Consider the following 22,514-nt stretch of genomic DNA (forward strand, 5'->3'; position numbering starts at 1 on the left):
TGTAAAGTACACGCAAGTGTCTTATTTACTTTAAGATTAAAAGAAGTGCCATTTGCATTTATTAACATCTTGAATGTTAAAATTAATGCAATAAAGCTTGGTACGTTTAACCTAAAATCACACCTCTTTTTCGCATGAACTTTTGTAAAACATACGCAAAAAGATACATGAGTGTGCCAAGTACCATAGCGGTTATTCCCAAAACTAAATAATAGTTTTCATAATAAGGTAGGCTTTCTATGGCCGAGTGAACAGTATTGGGTATTGCGACCCAAGCGGCAATCCTACCTGAGATGGCATGTGCCAGAGAACTTGCCAGGTACCATACCCCCATGGCAAAAGCAATTGAGTGTTTGTCACAATACAGACCAACCATACTTAAACCAATGGCGCTTACCCATAATTCTGCAATTGAAATGAGAATATAAGTTAATGCAATGTAATTGCCATTAATTATTCCATCTGTAGTAGTCGAAGCAGCAAATGCCATAACCAAAAGAGCAACTCCCGCAAGGGCGGTGCCTGCAGCAAATTGATAGGGAATTGTGAAGCGTGGGAACAGTTTATAAAAACGGGGCAACTGACTGCCAATAGCTAAGATAAGTAATGGATTTAGTATTTGATAATGAGCGGGAGATACCGTTAAACCAAATAAATTATGATCGGAATTATTTTCTGCGAACAAAATTAAGGTGCTATTCATTTGGTTGTAGATAACAAAAAATACGACTGCTTCAATGATGAGTAAAAGAGCAATCATTTGTTTGTCGCGAATGTTCCCTGTAAGGGTTAGCGTTTTCTTTAAAAACCATGCAATTCCTATCCCACAACCCGTAGCGATGATTGTGCTTGCAATATAAACATGAGAATAGGCAAATAAAGTCAGTACATAAATGGTAACTATGTAGGCAATTAAACGCAGGATGCCTGATTGAGACAGTTTGGATTGATCTTTGCCCCAAATCACATTTTCATAAATAGAGTAACGTTTTGCAAAATTTAACGCAGCAATTGACTTACCCACAAAGGCTAAGGTCAGTATGGAAAGTGGGCCATAACGGCTTTCAAAGAGTAATGGGGCAATTAGCGTTGCTAATAAAGCACCCACATTAATTGCTATGTAATAGTATGTCATGGCTGATTTTGCTTTAATCGCATCATCGGAATAAATATGCGACACCATGCTTGAGGAGGTTCCCATTAAGAGAGAGTTGGTCGCAGGAACAAATGCATAGGCAGCAATAAAAAAAGTGTCTCCTAGAGAACTTACGGTGTATCCACTAATCATGATGAGCAAATAAGCAGTGGCCAACATGATACTGCCGAGAAGTATTGATCGCCTGATTCCGACTACAGTATCAGCCATATACCCACCAAGCATAGGCATCAAATAGCCCATTGCATGAGCCACTCCAATAAATGCATATGCTTTGGCTTGGCTGTATCCTAAACCTTGAGACCATACGGGGCGAGTTAAAAATAGAACCATTATGGTATTAAGCGCATATACAGAAAACTGGCTCCAAAAGGTAATGTATATGATGTTACTGGCTTGTTTTTGTCGCAGAGCTAATTCAGGCAAATAGTTTTTCACTTCTTGAGAAATCATTTTTCCCTCATCACCTAAAGATAATTATTTCAGATTATCATTTTCTGGCAAGAACGACATCAATTATGTGAGTATCATGATAGGGGAAGGTGAATATTTTACTGAAAAGTCGCTTAAGCCTTTGAATTAAAAATATTTTTGGCAACATTCTAATGGATAATGTATTGAGAAACCAAGTACCTTCAATACCAAAAAGCGCTAATTCATCAATGGTATTCAGCGTTATGGGTATTTCCAAACGTTGATGTGCAATGACTTCGAATTGATGTTGTTGAAATGCTTGCATCAATTCATTGTTATTGGCGGCAACCGTGGTATTTTTTACAATGGATTTATAATAATGACCAACAACACTACTTAAGATGGAGTCTTCCGTAATAAATTCAGCGAGGCGTTGTTGCGCGACTGGAAACGAATCATAGGTTGTAGTAATCATTGAAAAATGACCATTTGCGCGGGTCAGTAGTTTCGCCTCATTAAATAAAACCTTAATGGGGATATAGGCATTAATAAAATGCGCTAGGATTAAATCTTGGCTATGAGGGGGGAGGAACTTATTGGCTTGTGCTGCACTTCCTTCTATAGTAATTACAGGTAATGTTTCGCGAGCTCGTTTTAACATTTCAGAGGAAACATCAATTCCTGTAAATTCGGCTTGCGGCATTATTTGTTGTAGTTTTTTGAGAAATGCACCATCACCAATACCCAAATCAAGAACTTTATAATGAGGCTTCATACCCAAATAAAAGCTTTTCATTTGTTCAATTGCTACTTGATGACTCTGGCTAATTGCACCAAAACGATTGGCTATAGCATAGTGTTCCGCGATGTCGTTGTACATGGCCTTCAAGGACATGCAAAAATTCCGGTTTAAAAAGGTTTGGTAAGTATATCCTTAAATGGAGGAAATTTGCGACTGCTGACCAAGGAAAAATTTATAGATAATTTATTGTTATCTTTTAATGTATTAGTATATAGTGCTCGTCATCAGTTGATAATGAAGCAAATGCGGTTGAATTTTCAGGATTTATTATGCCTAAGATATTAGTTACTGGTGCCACGGGATTCATTGGAAGAAAATTAGTGCCCGCTCTTATCAGTGCTGGTCATGATGTTCGATGTGCAGTATCTCAAAATGTTAATTGGCTCAAAGCCGAACAAATCAAAGTGAATAAATTAGAATCAGAGACTGATTGGAGCGAAGCACTTTCTGGAATCGATGTAGTTATTCATTTAGCAGCCAGAGTCCATGTAATGAAGGAAAAAAATGCTTCAGACTCCGATGATTATTATAAAATAAATAGTGAAGCAACAAAAAATTTTGCAGAACAGGCAGCGAAACATCAAGTAAAACGATTTATATTTTTGAGTTCAATTAAAGTAAATGGTGAGTTTACATTAAAGGGGCAACCCTTTTCTGAAGAAAGCAAAGCACAACCGGAAGATCCTTACGGGCACAGCAAGTTATATGCTGAGCAATATTTACAAACAATCAGCCAAAATTCTTCTTTGGAAGTGGTTATTCTTAGACCGCCATTAGTTTATGGACCAGAGGTTAAGGCTAATTTTTTAAAAATGCTGCACTTAGTTAAGAAGAGAATGCCTTTACCTTTTGCGAGCATACAGAATAAGCGTCATTTTATTTTTATTGAGAATTTGGTTTCGGCATTATGTATTTCAGTTACTCATCCCGCAGCGGCTAATCAGACCTATTTGGTTGCTGATGATGATTCATTTTCTGTACCCTCATTAATGCATCTCATCGCACAAAAAATGAATACAAAAACTCGCTTAATTCCTGTGCCTGAACGTTTGCTGGAAAAAAGTTTTCAGCTTTTAGGAATGAAAAAATTGAGTAATCGCTTACTTTCATCCTTAGAGATCAATAACAACAAAATCAAATCAGAGTTAGGCTGGAAGCCTCCTGTTAGTTCGGATGAAGGATTGAAAAAAACTGTTGAATGGTATCAAAGTGAATTTAGTTCTTAGTATCTTTTTTTTAACGTGTTCCATTGTACTGACAAAAGTATTCTGTGTTTTTGCACAGAATACCCGTCTTATGGATAAACCCAATAATCGCTCCATGCATACTATCCCAACAATCAGGGGTGGAGGACTTATTTTTATTGGGTTGTCTGTGCTGGCTTTGCCTCTTCTTTGCTATGTGACACATACATCTGTTTTTGAGCAGTTACCGTTCATGCTCTGTATTTTTTTTCTTGCGGCAATTAGTTTTCTTGATGACTTATATAATTTATCAGTAAAACCGAGGTTTTTTGCCCAAAGTGGTGTTGCCTTATTCATTGCTCTTTTTATACGACCTGAGCAATTGGATTTTGGTTTTATTGCAGTTCACTATTCTTTTTTTATTATCCCGTTTATTTTTTTCGCGGTTATCTGGGCCATTAACCATTTTAATTTTATGGATGGCATTGATGGTTTTTGTGCATTGCAATCTGTTTTTTTATTTTGTGCCTATGCAATTCTCTTCGGTATGATGCATGCGACGTTTTACCAAAGTTTTTGCCTTATACTAATTTTTAGCCTTATAGGCTTTTTATTTTTTAATTTCCCACCCGCAAAATTGTTTATGGGAGATGTTGGTAGTGCGACTTTAGGATTGATTACTTTTTGTATCGCGTTAATCGCACAACAAAAATTTCAAATCCCAATTTTTTATTGGTTTATGCTAAACGGTTTATTTCTTTTTGATTCGACTATTACTTTATTGCGCAGAATGATTCATAAAGAAAACTGGTCTGCAGCGCATAAAAAACATGCTTATCAGCGATTAAGACAGTCAGGGGTTAGTGTTCCAACAATTTTATTGGGACAAACAGTAATGAATGTATCCTTTTTAGTTTTGGTGTTGCTGATTCAGGAGCATAGGATTCATTTTGGATTTTTATTCATGCAAATTATTATTATGTTGTTCATATATTATCTAATTGAACGAAAGTTTCCAATGTATCCAACAGCACTTACTTATTAATTTTACTTAGGGTTTTATTTGCCTTCTAAAATCGCATCATTTTGCCTCAAACTAGCGAATTGTAAATAAACCTTAGTTAAAAATGGATTTTTTCTAGTAAAAAAGTAAAATTAATCGATTTCTTAATACTGCGTTAATAATCACAGTGTAAAATTAAATTCGAATAGCAAATATAAATTTGTTTTTAGTCGTTTTTGGCTATCAAGAATACCATGGATTGCGTTCTGTGGAGGAATAGGTAGCTGCTTTGTTAGGGAGATTTTTATGTTAATTTTAACTCGACGAATTGGTGAAACATTAATCATAGGTGATGATGTTAATATTACCGTACTAGGTGTAAAAGGTAATCAAGTACGTCTCGGTATTAATGCACCTAAAGATGTATCTGTCCATCGTGAAGAAATTTATTTACGCATACAGCAAGAAAAACAATCAGACGAATCTGAAGAAGCAGTATAATCGATTTCCTCGCAGCTCATCCGGTTCCGAGCACTTAAAAATGCTCGGGACAAACTTTCCGTTATCCATTCTGTTGTAACTGCTTATGATTTTTGGTGAAGTGAAGTATCTCCTGAGGAGAGAAAGTGCTTTAAGCCTGACTCATCTTGTAGTATTAATTGTCCTAACTCATTAATTCCGCAAGCAAGCCCAGAAAAAGTATTTGCCGATTGAGTTACTTGAATATTCTTTCCGAATAAATAATCCGATTTACTCCACTCATCCATAAAGTAATTAAGATCATGGTGAATAAACTTGATTAAATAAGTTTCTAAATTGGTCATCAGTTTTGCAATAAGGAAATTACGATCAAAATGTTTCTGAGTTATTTCATATAGTGAGCACCAGGGTTTATCTGGAAGAGGATGGTTCTTGGTGTCTGAATTGACGTTTAAGCCAATACCAATAATGACTTGAATATTACCGTTCGATTCGGCCAATATTTCAATCAAACTACCGCATAATTTTTTGTTAGCCCATAAAATATCATTGGGCCATTTAATCTTAATGTTGGATGATATGTCTAACTCGTTTAACGTTGCCACAATGGCCAAACTGGTCACTAAACTTAATCCAGAAAGTTTGGTGAGATCATAGTTGAGGTCCCAACGACTCGAACAATATATATTTTCTCCAAAAGGTGAGTGCCAGTGCCTTCCAAATCGACCTCTGCCCTGAGTTTGTATTTCGGCACAACAAATATCAACTGAATGTGCCAGGGGTAAATCTTTAAGATAACGATTTGTTGAATCAATGCTGGTAAATAGGTGTAACTTGAACGGAGTTGTTCGTTGTGCTGCTGCAAGATGTTCTGCAATCTGTTGTTTATTCAATAAAATCAATTGATTGGGAAGTTGGTAACCTTGATGCCTTATGCGTTTTACAGGGATTCCTGATTCAATTAAATGATTAATTTGTTTCCATATAGCGGAACGAGTAATACCCAGCGCTATCCCTAGCTCAGAGCCACTGTGGCATTCGCCATCACCAAGTAATTGTAATAATGTGAGTTGTGAAGAAGTAAAGTGCATTGATAGAAACCTAAAAAATCAAGCGAGCATCTTGTTGAAGATGAATAAATCCATGTCTAATTTCCCTAACGGTGGGATGATGACATAAAGCACCGCTACAGGCTACTTCTGGCATAAAAGAGCGTAATTGCCACGTCATATTATGCAATGGATCATTCACCAGCTGTTTTGTTGGTATCGATATGGGTACGCTAAAATGTTTGGTTGGATACGAAAGGCCTAAGCCACAGGCTTTAATAAATGCTTCTTTTTGTGCCCAAACATGGAAGAATACAGCAGGTTTTAAAGCGAGTGGAACTCTAATAAATTCTTCATACTCATGATCGGAAAATAAAGTTTTGGCAATGCCCTCATAAGGCCGAGCAGAATATTTTTCTATGTCCACGCCTAAGGGAAAACCTTTTCCCACTGCAAGTAGTGCTAAATCACCGGTGTGGCTTATATTAAATTGCAGTTTTGTTGTATTAATGACCTCTGGTTTTCCATGATTATTATAAGTAAATTCCAACTCTTCTGGAGGCATATTAAGGTAACTTGCCAGGATAATTCTCAAAGTAGCACGAGCAGTAGAGAAGCGGCGTTTATGCCTGCTGAAATAGAATCGTTCCGCACGTGCTTGCTCTTCGTGATTTAATAGTTCATATGCATTATTTAATTCATGCACTAAAGAAAATTGCCAAAGATCAATTCGAGCCTCATTTAAGACGCAGTTTTGTGTATTTAAAGGGTTGAATCCTGTGATGATCATATACGTTGTTTGAATCTGGCATCAATTGTCGGTTAAGGTTATCATATACCATGATTATTTAATTCACCAAAGAGTATTCAATGAGCCGACAGTTTTTGGATTTTGAGCAACCCATCGAAGAGTTGAATCAAAAAATTGAAGCACTTCGTATGTTAGGACATGATAACGAAGTGAATTTAAGTGACGAAATAGCACGATTGCAGGCAAAATGTTCTGATTTAACAGTACAAGTTTTTTCAAACCTGGAACCTTGGCAAATAGCGCAAATGGCAAGGCATCCACTGAGACCACAGACTACTGATTATATTGAACGTATTTTTACTGATTTTCAGGAGTTACACGGCGATAGAAGTTGTTCTGCGGCCCCTGCAATTATTGGTGGTTTGGCACGTTTAAATGGTGAGCCAGTTATGGTGCTTGGCCATCAAAAAGGCAAACGCACCAAAGAGAAAGTATATCGTAATTTTGGTATGGCTCGTCCAGAAGAGTATCGAAAAGCGTTGCGCTTAATGAACATGGCTGAAAAATTCAAATTACCTATTTTTACGTTTATTGATACAGCAGGAGCATACCCGGGGATTGGTGCTGAAGAGCGCAATCAATCTGAAGCAATTGCTCGAAACCTCTTTGTGATGTCAAATCTTAAAACGCCAATTATCTGCGTGGTAACCGGAGAAGCAGGTTCTGGTGGTGCATTGGCAATCGGTGTTGGTGACCGTGTGTTAATGCTGCAATTCGGTATTTATTCCGTAATTTCTCCTGAAGGTTGTGCTTCTATTCTTTGGAAGGATGCATCTAAAGCAAGTGAAGCAGCTCGTGCGATGAGAATCACTGCAGATAAAATTATGGAAAATAAGTTAATCGATATGGTAGTACCTGAGCCATTGGGGGGGGCGCACCGTAATGTCGATGAAATGGCAGCACGTTTAAAAGATATTTTGCTTAGTGAGTTGCGTACTTTAAAGAAATTGCCTCTGGACCAACTCGTCGAAAACAGATATCAGAAATTTATGGCTATGGGAGCAACTGATTAAGCCTCTATTGAATGTCGAGTGGTTTTCTCGCCTAAGTCATTTTAATAAATTAATTGTAGGGTTTAGTGGTGGGCTTGATTCAACGGTGCTTTTACATGTTCTTGCGTCCCACCCATCTTTACTCACTAAATTAGTTGCAGTGCATGTTAATCATGGTATTAGTGCTCATGCATCTCTTTGGCAAACACACTGTCAGCAGGTTTGCCATAATTTAGATATTCCTTTCATGACTCAATCCGTGCAATTTGATCGTGCTGCCAATATCGAAGAGGGCGCACGTATTGCTCGTTATGCTGTTTTTTCTTCCTTGATGACAGAACAAGACTGCTTGATTTTAGGACATCATTTAGATGACCAAGCTGAAACAGTGCTTTTGCAACTATTTCGTGGTGCCGGCGTAGATGGTTTGGCTGCGATGTCGGATTTTGGTCAATTTGAGTTAGGGGGAATGGCTCGACCTTTTTTAAGTCATTCTCGCGAGCAACTTGAGCATTATGCTGTTTTGCATCAATTAAGTTGGATTGAAGATGAGAGTAATCAAGACATCAATTATTCACGAAATTACCTACGCCAACAAGTTATCCCTTTGTTGCAAAAGAAATGGCCGGGAGTAGTGGGGAATATTGCAAGAGCTGCGCTTCATTGTCAGCAAGCCAAAAGAAATTTAGATACGTTGGCGGCACAAGATGTTAGTCCTCTTTCCACATCCACCATAGTAGCGTTTGGAAAGAAGTCTACTGCATTGGAAGAAAATTCAGACGTATTAACAAACAATGTCTTATTAATCACCTCATTAAAAGAACTGAGTCGTGATCGTATAGCGAATGCGCTTAGAGTGTGGTTGAAAAATAATCGGGTTCAATTGCCATCAACAGCCACCTTTGGGCGGTTGATTGATGAGGTGATCTTCGCAAGTTCTGACGCAATGCCCGAGGTGAGTTGGGCTGACGTGAGTGTGCGTCGTTATCAAGGTCATCTCTATTTAGATAGAAAAAAAACCAAAAAACCGTTGCCTTGTGTTGCATGGTCCGTATTTCCTTCACCGTTAATTATCGCTGATGCAGGGATTAATTTGTTGGCAAAAAAAAGCAATCAAGGTCTAGTGATTCCTGAAAATACGCAAATATTTGTGCGATTTAGGCAAGGAGGTGAAGAGTTTTTCTGGCATGGACAAACCAAGCGGTTAAAAAAATTATTCCAAGAGTGGGGTGTTTCGCCCTGGTTAAGAGAACGAGTTCCTTTGATTTATTTTAATGACACACTTGCAGCGATCGTTGGTTATGCGATGAGCGATTTATTTTTTTCTAAAGAATCTGCGAATGCATGGGTTTTCGTTAATAACTATTAAAAATTGTTTTAATTTTCATTAATCTGACTTAGATTAATAAAAGAAATAATTAAATATTAAATTCTGCCTCTCATGAAAAATATCTTAGACATAAAGTCATTACTTGCACTCAGTGGCAAACCCGGCAATATACCAGAAAACCTGATGGCATTTTTTTTATATTTAAAAAAAGTGAGGCGATTGAAAAAAAGTGGGGATCATTTTAATGCATTTGCAATGAGTTACGATGAAATAGATGGGTTAACAGAGATTATTGAGCGAATGGTAAAGGATTGTGGCGAAGACTTACGATTTCAAATTGCTATTTCAAAATGGGACGGAAGTGAAAGGTTAAATCATTGGTCCTTTTTAGAGTTCAATTTTAAAGGATCAGAAACGCCTCCTACTTTAGATATTTTGATTTGTGATCCCTTAGGCTTCATGCGATCTATAGTTTTAGTTAGCTCATTAAGCAGCAAAATGCGGTTTGGCGCTTTAAGTAAATTATGTTCATTGAAGATTTATATTCCTGTTGACACATTACAAATAGCAGGTCGTGCATGTGCTTATTTTGTGGCCGATAGTATTTCAATGTTATCCAATCAGGACAAGTACAGCCCGATTTATGATTATATGAGTACTCATCAACAAGAACCAAAAATGAAAGAAGCAATAAATATATTGGCGCTTATTCGTGAATCCCTCACTAATTGTTATACAGAGGAGGAACTTGATGATATCTATAATTTTAAGATAGCAGTTAGCTCCTTACCAGTCAGGCTATTACGTACAAAACACTCAATCGCCGAATTAGAAAAAGAAGTTCTCTATTCAGAAGAACATAAAGAAGAGGTTGTCAACGGGAAGGGTGAAACTGCCTGGGGCTCCATTAGTAAGAATTTATTTTTTGTTAAAGGTAGAGTTAGTGATGAGGAATATCGAAACATGAGAGTTAATAAAAAAATGGAAAAACTAGAGGGAATTGTAAGTGAGTTAACCTCCTCTACTACAGAGGAGGAGTTTTTATTATTTTATGAGACCATGCATGAACATCAGTTATCCAGTTTAGAGAAATTGGTAGAACAGAATGTCAGAATAGATAGTTATGCCTGCTCTTAGCACTCTGGTAAATTAACAGCCAAACCACCCATAGACGTTTCCTTATAGATGCTTTGCATGTCCATTCCAGTTTGTTTCATAGTCTTGATCACTTTATCCAGCGAAATTTGATGTTGGCCATCGCCAATAAGTGCCATACGTGTTGCATTTACAGCCTTCACAGCACCCATAGCGTTACGTTCAATACATGGTATTTGTACTAAACCTAAAACCGGGTCGCAGGTCATTCCTAAATGATGCTCCATTGCAATTTCTGCGGCATTTTCTACTTGTGCTACAGTACCACCAAGAACGGCTGTAAGACCTGCTGCTGCCATAGAAGAGGCGACACCAACCTCACCCTGGCATCCTACCTCAGCTCCAGAAATGGAAGCCCCTTTTTTATAAAGTATGCCTATAGCTGCTGCAGTGAGAAAATAGGTGTATATGACTTCATTGCTCATTTTATCATGTGCATGCTGACAATATTTAAGGACAGCAGGAATAATACCCGCAGCACCATTTGTTGGCGCCGTAACGATACGTCCACCAGCCGCATTCTCTTCATTGACTGCCATAGCATAAAGATTTAACCAGTTCATGATATCTGATTGTTCGAAAATACTTTTTACACCCTTTTCATTCATAAGCTTTTGATATAAATCAGGGGCGCGTCTTTTTAAATTAAGTCCACCTGGTAAAATACCATCATGCTCGCACCCATTAGCGATACAGTCATTCATCACTTTGGCAATGGCCAGAATGCCATGATGAATTTCCTCTGTACTGCGCCATGTTTTTTCGTTAATCAGCATTAATTCTGCAACGCTTAAATCATTTTGTTGGCATAACTCTAAGAGTTGGGCTGCGGTTGAAAATGGATATGGAGGTGGATTCGTATCCTCAGTGGTTTTGGAAAAATCTTCTTCGGTGGTAATAAAGCCACCACCAATTGAGTAATAAACCTGGTCAATCAATAAATTATTCTGATTGTCGAAAGCAGAAAACCGCATTCCATTAGAATGTTTTGGCAAGAGCTCTTTTTGCAAAAAAAGAAAATCAGTCGATTCATTAAAGTTAATATTTTTCTTGCCTGCTAAATTGAGTGTATGTGTGCTAAGAATTTCATGCATGCGTGGCACCATGGATTCAGGAGCTACAGTCTCAGGGGCTTTGTTTTCTAACCCATTTAAAATGGCTTTATCTGTTCCATGGCCTTTACCTGTTAAAGCCAGTGAACCATAGAGTTCCGTTTTAACGCGTTGTACCTGATTCATGAGCTGCTTGTCTTCAAGCAATTTTAAAAAGGCATTTGCAGCAAGCATAGGGCCGACAGTATGAGAGCTTGAAGGGCCAATTCCAATTGAAAATAAATCAAATACACTGATGTTCATGTGAGTTAATCTCTTGTTAAAATTAGTGCAAAGTGTAGAGGGATCTAAATTATTTGTCTATTTTAATTATAGTGAACATCTTGACTTTATGTTCGGTAGCATTATTTTGCTGGGAGCATTCTGTAACTGATCTGCATTAAGGACAGCCTCAATACAAGAAACTTTATAATATAGTTACAATTAATCGCGTTTAAATACTGGTAATTTCATGTGAATTTAGGCAGAATTATGATGCATTTTAGAATGTAATATCTTCTTATAAAACAATCGGTGAAGATATGCACAACAGAAAGACTACAAGGGGATTCTTTATGAAGATGAAATTGGTCACTGCAGCCATTATGGGGCTGGCAATGTCTACCACAATGGCTGCTACTGATGCTACATCGCTTGTTACGGATAAGGATAAATTATCTTATAGTATTGGTGCTGATTTAGGAAAAAACTTCAAAAATCAAGGTATTGATATTAATCCGGAAGCATTAGCAAAAGGAATGCAAGATGGAATGTCTGGTGCCCAATTGATTTTGACTGAACAACAAATGAAAGATGTTCTGAACAAATTTCAGAAAGATTTGATGGCAAAGCGTAGCGCTGAGTTTAATAAGAAAGCTGAAGAAAACAAATCTAAAGGTGAAGCGTTCTTATCAACCAACAAATCAAAATCTGGTGTTGTTGCATTACCAAGCGGCTTGCAATATAAAATTATTGAAGCAGGCACAGGAGCTAAACCAGGTAAATCTGATACAGTAACTGTTGAATATACTGGTACTTTAATTGATGGTACTGTATTTGATAGCACTGAAAAAACAGGCAAACCTGCTACATTCCAAGTATCACAAGTGATTCCTGGTTGGACTGAAGCATTGCAATTAATGCCTGCTGGTTCTACTTGGGAAGTTTTTGTACCTTCAGATTTAGCTTATGGCCCACGTAGTGTAGGTGGTCCTATTGGTCCAAATGAAACTTTGATTTTCAAAATTCATTTGATCTCTGTGAAAAAATCTGCCTAATTAATGAGAAGGGAATTTCCCTCCTTATCGTACCTCACTCCTAAACGCAGGAGTGAGGTTTTCCTAGAGATAAATTCTCCCGCCTTCTAAGAGATCCGCAAAGTGAATAAACGTCTACTTATTGTTTTCATTTTAGGTTTTTCCTCTGGTTTGCCAATGGCGTTAATCAGCAGTACTTTGCAGGCCTGGTTTGCATACAGCGGGATGTCAATTTTTGCTACTGGAACATTAAGTTTAATTAGTTTGCCCTATGCTTATCGTATTTTCTGGGGACCTATCCTAGACCGTTATTCTCTCTTTAGTATGGGTAAAAGACGAAGTTGGATCTTGAGTATGCAATTTTTATTGCTTCTTGGGTTTAACTTAATGGCTTGGTTTACTCCAGAGCAATATCCTAAGCTAATGGCTTTTTTGGCTCTGATTTTAGCGTGTTTTTCTGCGACTCAAGATGTCGCAATTGATGCACATAGAGCAGAATACTTACCAACCAGTGAACATGCTTTAGGTGCTTCTTTAGCCGTATTGGGATATCGAATAGCGTTATTGTTATCAGGCGGTTTGGCTTTAGTTATGGCAGAGAAATTAGGCTGGGCTTTTACCTACCGTTTTATGGGTTTCATCATGATTGCTGGCATGTTTGCTGTCTTTTTTAGTGAAGAGCCCAGTGTTGCAATCAAAGAGAAAGGTAATTTTGCTTTATCTTTTTTAGCTCCTGTCCGGGAATTAATATCCCGTCCGGGGATTATTCCTCTGTTGCTGTTTATTTTTTGTTATAAGTTGGGTGAGGCATTTACCACGACTACCAGTGGTATCGTCATGCCTTTTTTAATTCAAGGACTCGGCTTTTCTTTAGAGACTATTGGCTACATCAATAAAATGCTAGGTGTCGGCTCCATTTTACTTGGAGGTTTGTGCGCAGGATTTTTATTGATGCGCTATTCTTTATATCGCTCATTATTTTTCTTTGGATTGCTGCAAGCACTGACTAACGTTCTATTTGTTGCTTTGGCAATGATAGGGAAGAATATTACTTTATTGGCAATCGCAGTATTTTTTGACAATTTTGCGGCGGGAATGGGATCTACAGCCCTTGTTGCCTTATTCATGCGTTTAGTGGACAAACAATATACTGGAACTCAATTTTCTATGCTTGTTGCTCTATCTACATTGCCGCGTATTATTTCCGGGCCTTTTGCTGCAACGATTCAAATAGCAATAGGCTGGGTAGGTTTGTATCAACTCTCAATTTTGTTTGCTTTGGCATTCATTCCCTTTTTAATGATGATCAAAGAGCAAACTAAAGAAAATCGACAAGACGTGGCTGAAGTAGAAAAAGAGGGTGAGCTAAATCCCATTCGATAGTGAATTCTGTTTACATATATTTTTTATTTAATTTGATAACAACACCACTGACTCCTACCAAGAGTAATCCAATAACAATCAAGGTAATTGGCCAGCCTACGGCGTGAGGGAAATGTTGGCTTGAAAAATACAAAATGTAGCCTAAAGTTGCCAAGCTTGCCATAAAGAGTAAGACACGGCTGCTTTCGATAATCGCCATATAAATTAATCCACAAGCTAATCCTAAATAGAGAATTTCATAGGGTTGATCTTTAACAATATCAAAGGTCACTGAGAGTAGGGTCAGTGATGAAATGAAAAAGAGTATTCCAGCGATGCTTTGGTATTTTGAATGATTGATAAACGAACTGACAGCCAATAATGAGCTACTAAGCACAAGCCATTTTAAGCGTTCTGGTATCCCCAGCAATTCAAATATTGCCAGGAAAAAGGAATAGAGACAAATCAAAGTAATAAAAGCGAGTACGGTCAGCCGGGTGCTTATAAATGCAATGCCATGTTGTAGAAAAAGAATGAGACTGACAATGAGTACACCCCGTGTTGGCATTAGTATCGAAGTATATTGTGATAAAAGGGTAAGTAAGCCACCGGCCTCAAGAATTGCGGCAACAAGAAATAGTGGGGTTGTAGTTCTAGATGATTTATCTTGATAGTAAAGCCCCAGAAGAAAAGTTAAAAATCCAAAACCTAAATTTAAAATAATACGGTTGTTATCTGTTGTGCTAGCAAAAATAATGCATCCAAATACAACTGTGGTGAGTGTAAGAATGAATGTTTTATCCCATAAAATCGCAAGACGTTGATGGATAAAGTAGATAATTGCAATGATTAACATCCACCATATTGGCAAAATCAAATTATATTCCTGTAATAAGATGGTAAGTCCTATTGGTTCAAGAAATAAGGCAATCAGAAATAATGGTGTCGAAGCTTTTTGGTAATTAGAGTGTTTTAAGCATAAAAATGCCAAAATAAATGATGAGAAACCAAAACCTAGAGTCAGGGTTATGCGTTCATAGATATTGAAATCCCCCCATTTCATGGCAATCAATGCGCAAATCCCTGCAAAGATTAAAATGCCGCCAATATAACTATATAGTTTATTTAGCCAACTATTTTGATCTCGAGGGTTTGTCGTTGGGTTGGGCTTTAGAGCAAAGGCGATTTCCTTAACATCAATTTGATATTGTTTCGCAAGGTCAACAATCTTTTGTAATGCCTGTTCTTTATTCATGGTTTAACCCAACCAATAAATTGAACATTATTTGAAGTAAAATATTGTCCTAAATTTAGGTTGGATAATTTAACGCACGTAGAGTTTTTTTTAAGGCAAATAGAACTATTTTTATAATTGTTACCAATCAGAAGATCGGACAATAACCCGGTATTTAAATTATTATTACCTATGTACAAAATATATCCGTCGGGAGACTCCAGTGATGTATCCAGTTTAAATTGTTTGGCCGATTGCACCAAGTCTTCTTTAAAAGTTGAGCTATCATTAAAGTTTGGGAAATCTAATGGAAGCTCTCGCACTTTTTGTGTTTTTGCATCAAAGAGGTAGAGTTTTTTTATTGCCCAATAAGAATTATTTTGGACTTTTGTATATTGAGCTACCAATTGATCATTTTTAACAATTAGATTAACTTGCACTGGAAAGGACCCAGAAGACGAGTCCAGGACAGAAAATAAGAGACTATAACGTGGCGGATCAGTTTTAAACCAAGGAATATTTGAAACAACAAAAACAAGTATGAGGAGAATGGGTAATGACAGTCCTGCAATCAAAGTCAAATGACTTTTAATCCACTTAGTCGACATCTTCATTCCTTAAGTTGTATCGAGCTGTTTGCGCTTCTTTATAGTATAGGCAGTTTTTTTTAGTTACGAATTGGCAGCCTAACTACGATCAGAATATGGCCATCTATGCGAAAAACCTTTGATGGAGCCTGTTGTCAATTTAATATTGACTTAATAATAATAAATTATAATAAAAATATCTCAACAAGACTTAAATTTAAACAATGAAGCGACATTATTGCACTGCTAGTGATAGTTTAGATCAAAATAAAAACAAAATGTATAAGGTACATATCGATAATAAGGAAATTTCATCAGTCACTTCGGGTAAAGACAACACAGAATTAACTATAAGACTTCCGAAGATGTCAGATTTAGATTATATAGAAGAAAATGGATTAATAATGACCAAAACCATAGATGAAGAAGCTGTTTCTGCTGTAGAACAGGCAGGAAGCTATCTTGACGAGGATGATAAAATTCATATCCCTCTTATTTTATTGTGCAATGGAAAGATTGCTTGCTATCTGCAATTGGTAATATCCCCTGCAACAAAGGAAGCTACCATTGATTGGTTAGGTACAACACCTCCTTTACGAGGAAAAGGATTTGCAAAACTATTCTTATTAACTATTCTGAATCTTCTCGAAAAATATGGGATAGAACAAATTGATTTAACTTCAAGTGAAGAGGGAATGTCCTTGTATTTAAAATGCGGCTTTTTGCCAATCGATGAAAAACTTCTTATTTTTTTAAAGCCGGGACAAAGTTTATTACAATCGATTCCACAAGTTCTGAATTATGTGCATGCTCATGAAGATGGGACTATTAATACAGTGATGTCTCTAGATTTCACTGAGGTATATTGTCAGCAAATATTACAAAACTATTTAGCTGAAAATAGAACGATGCTTGCAAAAATTAATAATGATCCTGAGGTGGAAATGTTATTAAAAGTAGCATGCGCTATTGATAATAGTGTTTCTTCACAAGAAGAGCAAGAGAATGATCCGATTCACTTTTCTTCATATAAACATACATTTTTTAATATGGAAAAAAATAGTGGCGCAGCGCTGCAATTTGATTTGGCTCACTATGTGAACCAAGGACCTATGCAACCTGCAACTGAATTAACGGACACTGTTGCAAAACAATTACAGTTTTGAAATGAAGTGTTGTCAACTAACTTGGTACCTAGGGTGGGACTCGAACCCACACGGTGTCACCACCACCGGATTTTGAATCCGGCGCGTCTACCAATTCCGCCACCCAGGCATTTGAGCGGCCATTATAACAAAGAAATAAATTCTCACAATGGGTTTTAGTATATTATTATTTAAAAATAACTAATTATTAAGCGGGTTTTATGAGGAAATATCATTTTGTTATTCTTAGTTTTTTTCTTGCACAATTTGCAGCACATAGTTATGCAACGAGTTGTCCTGATCCTGAAACAACCTCTTTAAAATGGGGTGTACCACCCGCACCATGGATGGTAAATCCTTATTCCCCTAATCCTCCTCAAGGAGAGAAAAATACCCGTTTTGTACGTGCAAATATTTTAGTTGCTGGTTATGGACAAGGGGTGATTTGTACTTATAAGAACTCAGTAGGGGAATATTCCATTTGGTGGCAGGTTCTTACTAAAATCCCATCACGTCTTGATTACCATTGGATTGAAACATTGAATGGTTTTGTTTGTACTCAAGGATTAGAGCAATGTCTGTTTTACAACGCCTGATTTGATGAGGTCCTATAAATTGGTTTGGTTGATTTTGTACTAAAATTAACTATATATTTTTTTAATCATCAAAAAAGGAGTCCTGATCATGGATTTGAGTACACTTACGAACCAAAGCCCTAAAGTTATGGCTGTGGTAGAAGCTATAAAAAACGATCCTAATTTTTTTAGTGAGTTAAAAGATAATCCTCAGCAAGCATTAAGTAAAATTGGTGTGGAGCTCAGTGAGGAGGAAATGGGTCTCGTGCAAAAATTAGGTGACTTAAAAGAGCTTGAAGCAGAGGCTGAAAGTTTTTTTGCCAAAATTAAGGGACTTTTTGGGTTTAAAGAAAAAGACAGTAATTAAATTTAAAGCAAATTAAATTATGTGCGTCATTTATGGCCTGGGCGTTATTTTTTCATGTCCATATTTCGGGTGCTAGCGTTTATGTAGTTTTAATAAATATGGTCTATATTATTAATGTCATAGACGAAAACGGAGTTTCAAATGAAAAATATGAATTGGGCTTCTAGATGGACAAACCAGCTTATTGCTGTTCTTTTTTTATTGAGCAGTCCTTTAGCTGGCGCGTATGCGGCATGTTGTTCAGGCCACGGCGGGGTTGCTTCTTGTAATAAAACTACCGGATTTCAAATGTGTAAGGATGGTACGGCCTCTCCAACGTGTAAGTGTACGAAGTCAAAAGCTGCAACGACAACAACAACCAAACCAAAAGCTAACAAAACAACTACCACTACAACACCAACCACAACAAACAAAACGACTACGACTACAACGAAACCTAAAAGTCACTGGTGGAGTGGAAAGTCAACAACTACTAAACCTACAACAAGTACAACACCTAAAAGTACTACAACCAATGGTACAAGTAGTAAAGGGTGCTGTTCGAAACATGGTGGGGTAAACCAATGCAATAAATCCACTGGTTTTCTAACCTGTAAAGATGGTTCGCAATCACCTAGCTGTGCTTGTCATTAAACCATTATATTTCATAACCCAACTACGTGGTAATTGTAGCCTGGGTGCAGCATAGCGGAACCCAGGGTTGTCTGAATAAATTTCCCGGGTTCCGCTACGCTACACCCAGGCTACGTTTTTTGGGTTTCAACTCAGACGACAACTCTGTATTATATTATGCATTGGATTTGTGGAAGCCCTGTACTTCTTGAGAAAGAAGCGACATGTACTCTTCACAACTGATAAGCTTGTCCTGTTTGTTGTTTTACAGCCGACTGTTACGTATTTTGTAATGCGTGTTCAGTAGACTGTGTCACTGGTGGCTGATTAGGGGCTGTATTGCTTTGTTGTACTTTTTGCGCTGGATCGATATTCTCATTAGTCACTGCTGTATTTGTGCGCGCTTGATCATTCAGTTTCGCAATAATTCGCGTAATTCCAAATTCACCGCTAGATTTACGCTCCATAGTTAAATAAACATTCAGCAGCTGTGTCGCTTTTACTTGATCGTTTTGATAAATAACTTGTAACGGTAACTCGAAGCTCCATTGATTATTTGTCATTCCAGTGAGTTTTGCTTGGCCGAGCACTTTACTACTCATAATCAAGTTTTGTGATTTAATTGCTGCTAAGTTGCCCGATTTATCTAAAGCATTCTTAAAGTGCTCCCAGCCTTGAGCTGTATAACAGGGCTCCAATTTTTGTAATTCAGTCTCTATCGTTGCAGAACTAAAATTGAAAGATTGGGCTGCGGCTTGCTCTGCCCATTTTGTAACCAAATTTTCATCAATCTTCGTCGTGGCGTCAGGAACTTTGTAATCACAATTAATTATCTTGGGCTTTGGTGGCACGGAGGGCGCATTAAAAATAATTTTTGGAACTTGAGTTGATTGAGAAAGTTCACGTTTGGAGGATGGAGGAGTCGCATTCGGGACGGCTTTCATTTGTAAAATTGCGAGCTCCCCATCCATTTTCCTGCCTATCGTTAAATTAACATCAACTTGTTGGGTCATTTGATTCTTATCATTTTGATAGACTACTACTTGCATTGGCAAGGTAACATTCCACTGATTGTTTTTATTTTCGCTAAGTTGTGGTTCCATATCGCTGTCTGGATTTTGATTTTTAATGATTTTTATTTTATCTAAATTGTGTAATGCTAAATTAAATCCGATGCTTCCTTTTTCCTTAAGATAGGAGAGCACTTTAGGTAGTTTAGTACCCAAAACATCTGATTTAATATCAAGAAATTGATTTTCGGCCTGCTCTTTTGCGGTATCTAAATAGTGTAATACAGAATTCAATCCAATGGTTTCTTGTTCTTTCAAATAGGATGCTAATTGAGGCAATTTAGTATCCAAGATCTCCGATTGAATCGTCAGAAACTGATTTTTGGCCCATTCAAATTCATCTGCATTAAGCGGTTTTTCTCCTTCCACAACCGCTATGGGATTTTTATTATCATCAGAAGTTAAGTTTTGTGCATCTAAGCTTTGATATTTTTGTCCTTCAATAAGATATTGGAGGGGGTTGCTATTATCATGATCTAGTTTGAAGCACAGTTCGGCCTGGTTTGGGGCATCATCCTTCTCTGCGACGGATGATTTTGAATTCGTAACGAATAATGAGGCCACAAAAGAAGCAGCCAGTTTTTGTAGGTTATCCACATTATTGATTTGATGAGTCACGCTCAAAGCAACACTGTTTAACGCCTCTCTTACGGTGATTGCTTTTTGAGATAATGCAGGCAAACGTGGCGTTGTGATCATCTGGACTATCCCGAGTTTAAATGCGTTTCTCCAGCTGATAGTTATGTACACATTGAGAAAATGGGTTACCTCTTCTTTATCGTTTTTATAAAAAACTTTAATGGGTACGTTCATTTTCCATTGGTTTTCCTGGGTATCAATAAATTGAATTTCTCCATCTAATGCGCTGCTCACCTTTAGATTTTGTGTTTTAATTGAATTAATATTTCCTGAATCTTGTAATGCATTCATGAAGCTAGCCCATCCATTTTGCGTATAACATGCTTTTAAATTCTTCAATTGAGAATCAAAAGACAGGAAATTAAAATCAAAAGAATGGAGCACGGCGTATTCTGCCCAGCTTACAATTAAGGTTTTATCAATTTTTTTGGTTTCTGCAGAAATTCTATAATCACAATTGATTTCGATTGATTGCGACTTTTTTGTTGTAATGTAGGATTTGGTATCCGTGGATGTTTTTTCAGAAATAACGCTTGGGGTTTGTGCTGCATGTACTGGCACACAGACTAGATTAAATAACACCCCACAAGCTATAATTTTTTTCATGAGATAACATCCTTATTAATATCAACAATTTTTTGCTAACGTCCTGTAATTATAGATAATATTCTTGATTATACTTTTTTATTAGGATTTGTTTTCACTTCTAATATTTGTTCTGAGCCTATTCTATTTTAAGAGTGTATTAGAGAGTACAAAAATTTCAACATGGCTCAAGAGATCTTACAACAATCTTGTTACCACTAAATGCAGATTTCAAGCATCCATGCCTTTATTTTACATATGAATTGGGGCCTAGATACGGTTTTCCGTAATATCTATCATCATTTGCAGGGATTTTTTGGCATTATCAATAACCCATTGCTGATCATGTGCCGCTAATCTATGTCTGCTTCCAGTGAATTCATTGACCACATCTCCTGCTTTAACTTCATTATACGACATGGTTTTTCCTTGTCTTAGTAAATCGACAAGAGCAACAAGATGAGGGGGATCATTGCGGGACATGGTAGCACAACCACAACCTATACCTTTTTCATTTTCTTTTTTAGGGGCTTCAGCCAAATTAACTACTGCGATATTTAAATTTTTACAATGTTGCTTTAGATTTTCTACCATATGATTTTCAGTGCCAATAGCATAACGTTTGGTTTTAGCTCGATCATGAACCACATAATCCCAGATAAAGGCTGTAGACCCCGAATGTTGTGCCACTTGGATTACTGAATTGCGGCACTCAGGATGTACGATAGTAGCATATCCTTGATTATGCCAATAATCACACATTTCGGGTTGATAATGCGTGTGTACAGCACATTGGCTTGCAAATAGAATGAGCTGTGAGTCATCAAATTGTTTTAGCGTTTTTGCATCTTGATTTGCAAGTGAATATTGAGCTCCTGCAGTTCCACCTGGCCAATAAGCAAGATTTTTTATGCCTAACCAATAAGCTACGTTTTCTCCCATATGTTGATCGGGAATAAATAGAATTTTTTTATTTTGCTTCAGGGCCCATTGAAATATTTTTTTTACATTTGAACTAGTACATACAGCGCCACCTTGGGCACCAGTAAGTGCCTTGACTCGGCCTGAAGTATTCATATAGCACACAGGTAAAATATTCTCAGCGCCATAACGTTCATTTAAATCGAGAAAAGCAGGTTCCACCATAAAGTCTTTCGCAAGCATCTCCATCGTGCAACCAGATTTAGGATTAGTAATATAAACTTGCTGGTTTTTGTTCGCTAAAATACTGATTGACTCGGCCATGAAATGCACCGCCGATTCGATAATAACGGATTTTTCAGGATGCTCAGCGGCCATCAAAGCCAATTGGTAGGAATCACCAATAAGTCCACCAAATTGCTCAACTAAACGGACAATATCGCCACCCATGTAATAATGTGCCAAGAGTAATAGCCGTTCTCCAAAATGATCCTGTGCTTTTTTGAGATAAGGTGTCATCCAAGCTAAAACAGTGGTGAGCTTACGATCAGGCAATGCCTGGTATTCTTGAGCATAGGGGATAAATTCTTCTTGATACCAGTCGATAGGGTAGTCACTTTGGCAAATGCTCATATCATTGCTGATGGGCATTAATGTAGTTTCAGGTGTATAAAGGGTGGGGTTTTTAAACATC

General features: G+C 37.3%; 21 protein-coding genes and 1 tRNA gene. 12 read left to right on the plus strand and 10 right to left on the minus strand.

Annotated elements, in window-relative coordinates; genetic code table 11:
* Positions 1-106: 106 nt before the first annotated feature.
* Positions 107-1,609 (minus strand): peptide MFS transporter, encoded by a 1,503-nt coding sequence (locus BGO44_RS03790; RefSeq protein WP_058510953.1) that lies wholly within the window; start codon positions 1,607-1,609, stop codon positions 107-109.
* Between the two features lie 37 nt (positions 1,610-1,646).
* Positions 1,647-2,465 (minus strand): class I SAM-dependent methyltransferase, encoded by an 819-nt coding sequence (locus tag BGO44_RS03795; protein WP_058510952.1) that lies wholly within the window; start codon positions 2,463-2,465, stop codon positions 1,647-1,649.
* 176 nt (positions 2,466-2,641) lie between these two features.
* On the opposite strand from BGO44_RS03795, the gene BGO44_RS03800 reads away from it, so the two are divergent.
* From BGO44_RS03800 to csrA, 3 genes are all read left to right on the plus strand, one after another.
* The gene (locus BGO44_RS03800) at positions 2,642-3,598 is read left to right on the plus strand and encodes a UDP-glucose 4-epimerase family protein (protein ID WP_273199406.1); all 957 of its coding nucleotides are present in this window, start codon (positions 2,642-2,644) and stop codon (positions 3,596-3,598) included.
* Positions 3,582-4,601 (plus strand): MraY family glycosyltransferase, encoded by a 1,020-nt coding sequence (locus tag BGO44_RS03805; RefSeq protein ID WP_193393401.1) that lies wholly within the window; start codon positions 3,582-3,584, stop codon positions 4,599-4,601. The genes BGO44_RS03800 and BGO44_RS03805 overlap by 17 nt, the downstream gene beginning before the upstream one ends.
* 264 nt (positions 4,602-4,865) lie before the next feature.
* Positions 4,866-5,060 carry a carbon storage regulator CsrA gene (gene csrA, locus BGO44_RS03810; RefSeq protein WP_010654169.1) on the plus strand — a complete coding sequence of 65 codons (195 nt, stop codon included), beginning with the start codon at positions 4,866-4,868 and terminating at the stop codon, positions 5,058-5,060.
* Positions 5,061-5,143: 83 nt separating this feature from the next.
* Here csrA and BGO44_RS03815 read toward each other — a convergent pair whose 3' ends face one another.
* Positions 5,144-6,130, minus strand: a complete 987-nt coding sequence (locus BGO44_RS03815) for a biotin--[acetyl-CoA-carboxylase] ligase (RefSeq protein ID WP_273199405.1) — start codon at positions 6,128-6,130, stop codon at positions 5,144-5,146.
* 10 nt (positions 6,131-6,140) lie between these two features.
* Positions 6,141-6,878: a 4'-phosphopantetheinyl transferase family protein gene (locus BGO44_RS03820; RefSeq protein ID WP_058510949.1), complete on the minus strand. Its 738-nt coding sequence runs from the start codon at positions 6,876-6,878 to the stop codon at positions 6,141-6,143.
* 80 nt (positions 6,879-6,958) lie between these two features.
* Here BGO44_RS03820 and BGO44_RS03825 point away from each other — a divergent pair, with 80 nt between their 5' ends.
* The 3 genes from BGO44_RS03825 to BGO44_RS03835 all read left to right on the plus strand — a co-directional run bounded on the left by BGO44_RS03825 (position 6,959) and on the right by BGO44_RS03835 (position 10,358).
* The gene (locus tag BGO44_RS03825) at positions 6,959-7,912 is read left to right on the plus strand and encodes an acetyl-CoA carboxylase carboxyltransferase subunit alpha (RefSeq protein WP_058510948.1); all 954 of its coding nucleotides are present in this window, start codon (positions 6,959-6,961) and stop codon (positions 7,910-7,912) included.
* On the plus strand, positions 7,905-9,260 hold the full coding sequence (gene tilS / locus BGO44_RS03830) for a tRNA lysidine(34) synthetase TilS (RefSeq protein WP_058510947.1): 1,356 nt from the start codon (positions 7,905-7,907) through the stop codon (positions 9,258-9,260). The genes BGO44_RS03825 and tilS overlap by 8 nt, the downstream gene beginning before the upstream one ends.
* 72 nt (positions 9,261-9,332) lie before the next feature.
* Positions 9,333-10,358, plus strand: coding sequence for a hypothetical protein (locus BGO44_RS03835; RefSeq protein WP_058510946.1), 1,026 nt, complete (start codon positions 9,333-9,335; stop codon positions 10,356-10,358).
* Here BGO44_RS03835 and BGO44_RS03840 read toward each other — a convergent pair.
* A complete protein-coding gene (locus BGO44_RS03840; protein WP_058510945.1) occupies positions 10,355-11,731 on the minus strand; it encodes an L-serine ammonia-lyase in 1,377 nt (458 codons plus the stop codon). The genes BGO44_RS03835 and BGO44_RS03840 overlap by 4 nt on opposite strands.
* A gap of 311 nt (positions 11,732-12,042) precedes the next feature.
* Here BGO44_RS03840 and bamJ point away from each other — a divergent pair, with 311 nt between their 5' ends.
* Both bamJ and BGO44_RS03850 read left to right on the plus strand, forming a co-directional pair.
* On the plus strand, positions 12,043-12,744 hold the full coding sequence (gene bamJ, locus BGO44_RS03845) for a BamJ family beta-barrel-assembly machinery protein (RefSeq protein ID WP_058510944.1): 702 nt from the start codon (positions 12,043-12,045) through the stop codon (positions 12,742-12,744).
* Between the two features lie 102 nt (positions 12,745-12,846).
* A complete protein-coding gene (locus BGO44_RS03850; RefSeq protein WP_058510943.1) occupies positions 12,847-14,106 on the plus strand; it encodes an AmpG family muropeptide MFS transporter in 1,260 nt (419 codons plus the stop codon).
* Positions 14,107-14,116: 10 nt separating this feature from the next.
* On the opposite strand, the gene BGO44_RS03855 is transcribed toward BGO44_RS03850, so the two are convergent.
* Both BGO44_RS03855 and BGO44_RS03860 read right to left on the minus strand, forming a co-directional pair.
* Complete coding sequence (locus BGO44_RS03855; RefSeq protein WP_058510942.1) at positions 14,117-15,340, minus strand: hypothetical protein; 1,224 nt, start codon at positions 15,338-15,340, stop codon at positions 14,117-14,119.
* Positions 15,337-15,927, minus strand: coding sequence for a hypothetical protein (locus tag BGO44_RS03860; protein ID WP_058510941.1), 591 nt, complete (start codon positions 15,925-15,927; stop codon positions 15,337-15,339). The genes BGO44_RS03855 and BGO44_RS03860 overlap by 4 nt, the downstream gene beginning before the upstream one ends.
* A 257-nt stretch (positions 15,928-16,184) precedes the next feature.
* Here BGO44_RS03860 and BGO44_RS03865 point away from each other — a divergent pair, with 257 nt between their 5' ends.
* Positions 16,185-17,072, plus strand: coding sequence for a GNAT family N-acetyltransferase (locus tag BGO44_RS03865; RefSeq protein ID WP_193393400.1), 888 nt, complete (start codon positions 16,185-16,187; stop codon positions 17,070-17,072).
* 22 nt (positions 17,073-17,094) lie between these two features.
* Here the strand turns inward: BGO44_RS03865 and BGO44_RS03870 are convergent.
* A tRNA-Leu gene (locus BGO44_RS03870) sits at positions 17,095-17,181 on the minus strand.
* Positions 17,182-17,272: 91 nt separating this feature from the next.
* Here BGO44_RS03870 and BGO44_RS03875 point away from each other — a divergent pair.
* The 3 genes from BGO44_RS03875 (at position 17,273) to BGO44_RS03885 (ending at position 18,626) form a co-directional block, all read left to right on the plus strand.
* Positions 17,273-17,647: a DUF3757 domain-containing protein gene (locus BGO44_RS03875; protein WP_058510927.1), complete on the plus strand. Its 375-nt coding sequence runs from the start codon at positions 17,273-17,275 to the stop codon at positions 17,645-17,647.
* A gap of 88 nt (positions 17,648-17,735) precedes the next feature.
* A complete protein-coding gene (locus BGO44_RS03880) occupies positions 17,736-17,993 on the plus strand; it encodes a hypothetical protein (RefSeq protein WP_058510926.1) in 258 nt (85 codons plus the stop codon).
* 141 nt (positions 17,994-18,134) lie between these two features.
* Complete coding sequence (locus BGO44_RS03885; RefSeq protein ID WP_273199404.1) at positions 18,135-18,626, plus strand: hypothetical protein; 492 nt, start codon at positions 18,135-18,137, stop codon at positions 18,624-18,626.
* Between the two features lie 257 nt (positions 18,627-18,883).
* On the opposite strand, the gene BGO44_RS03890 is transcribed toward BGO44_RS03885, so the two are convergent.
* Both BGO44_RS03890 and nadA read right to left on the minus strand, forming a co-directional pair.
* Positions 18,884-20,920, minus strand: coding sequence for a DotI/IcmL family type IV secretion protein (locus BGO44_RS03890; RefSeq protein WP_273199403.1), 2,037 nt, complete (start codon positions 20,918-20,920; stop codon positions 18,884-18,886).
* 249 nt (positions 20,921-21,169) lie between these two features.
* A complete protein-coding gene (gene nadA / locus BGO44_RS03895; RefSeq protein WP_058510923.1) occupies positions 21,170-22,513 on the minus strand; it encodes a quinolinate synthase NadA in 1,344 nt (447 codons plus the stop codon).
* Position 22,514: the final 1 nt, after the last annotated feature.

The organism is Legionella sp. 39-23, from assembly GCF_001897665.1.
Lineage (GTDB): Bacteria > Pseudomonadota > Gammaproteobacteria > Legionellales > Legionellaceae > Legionella > Legionella steelei.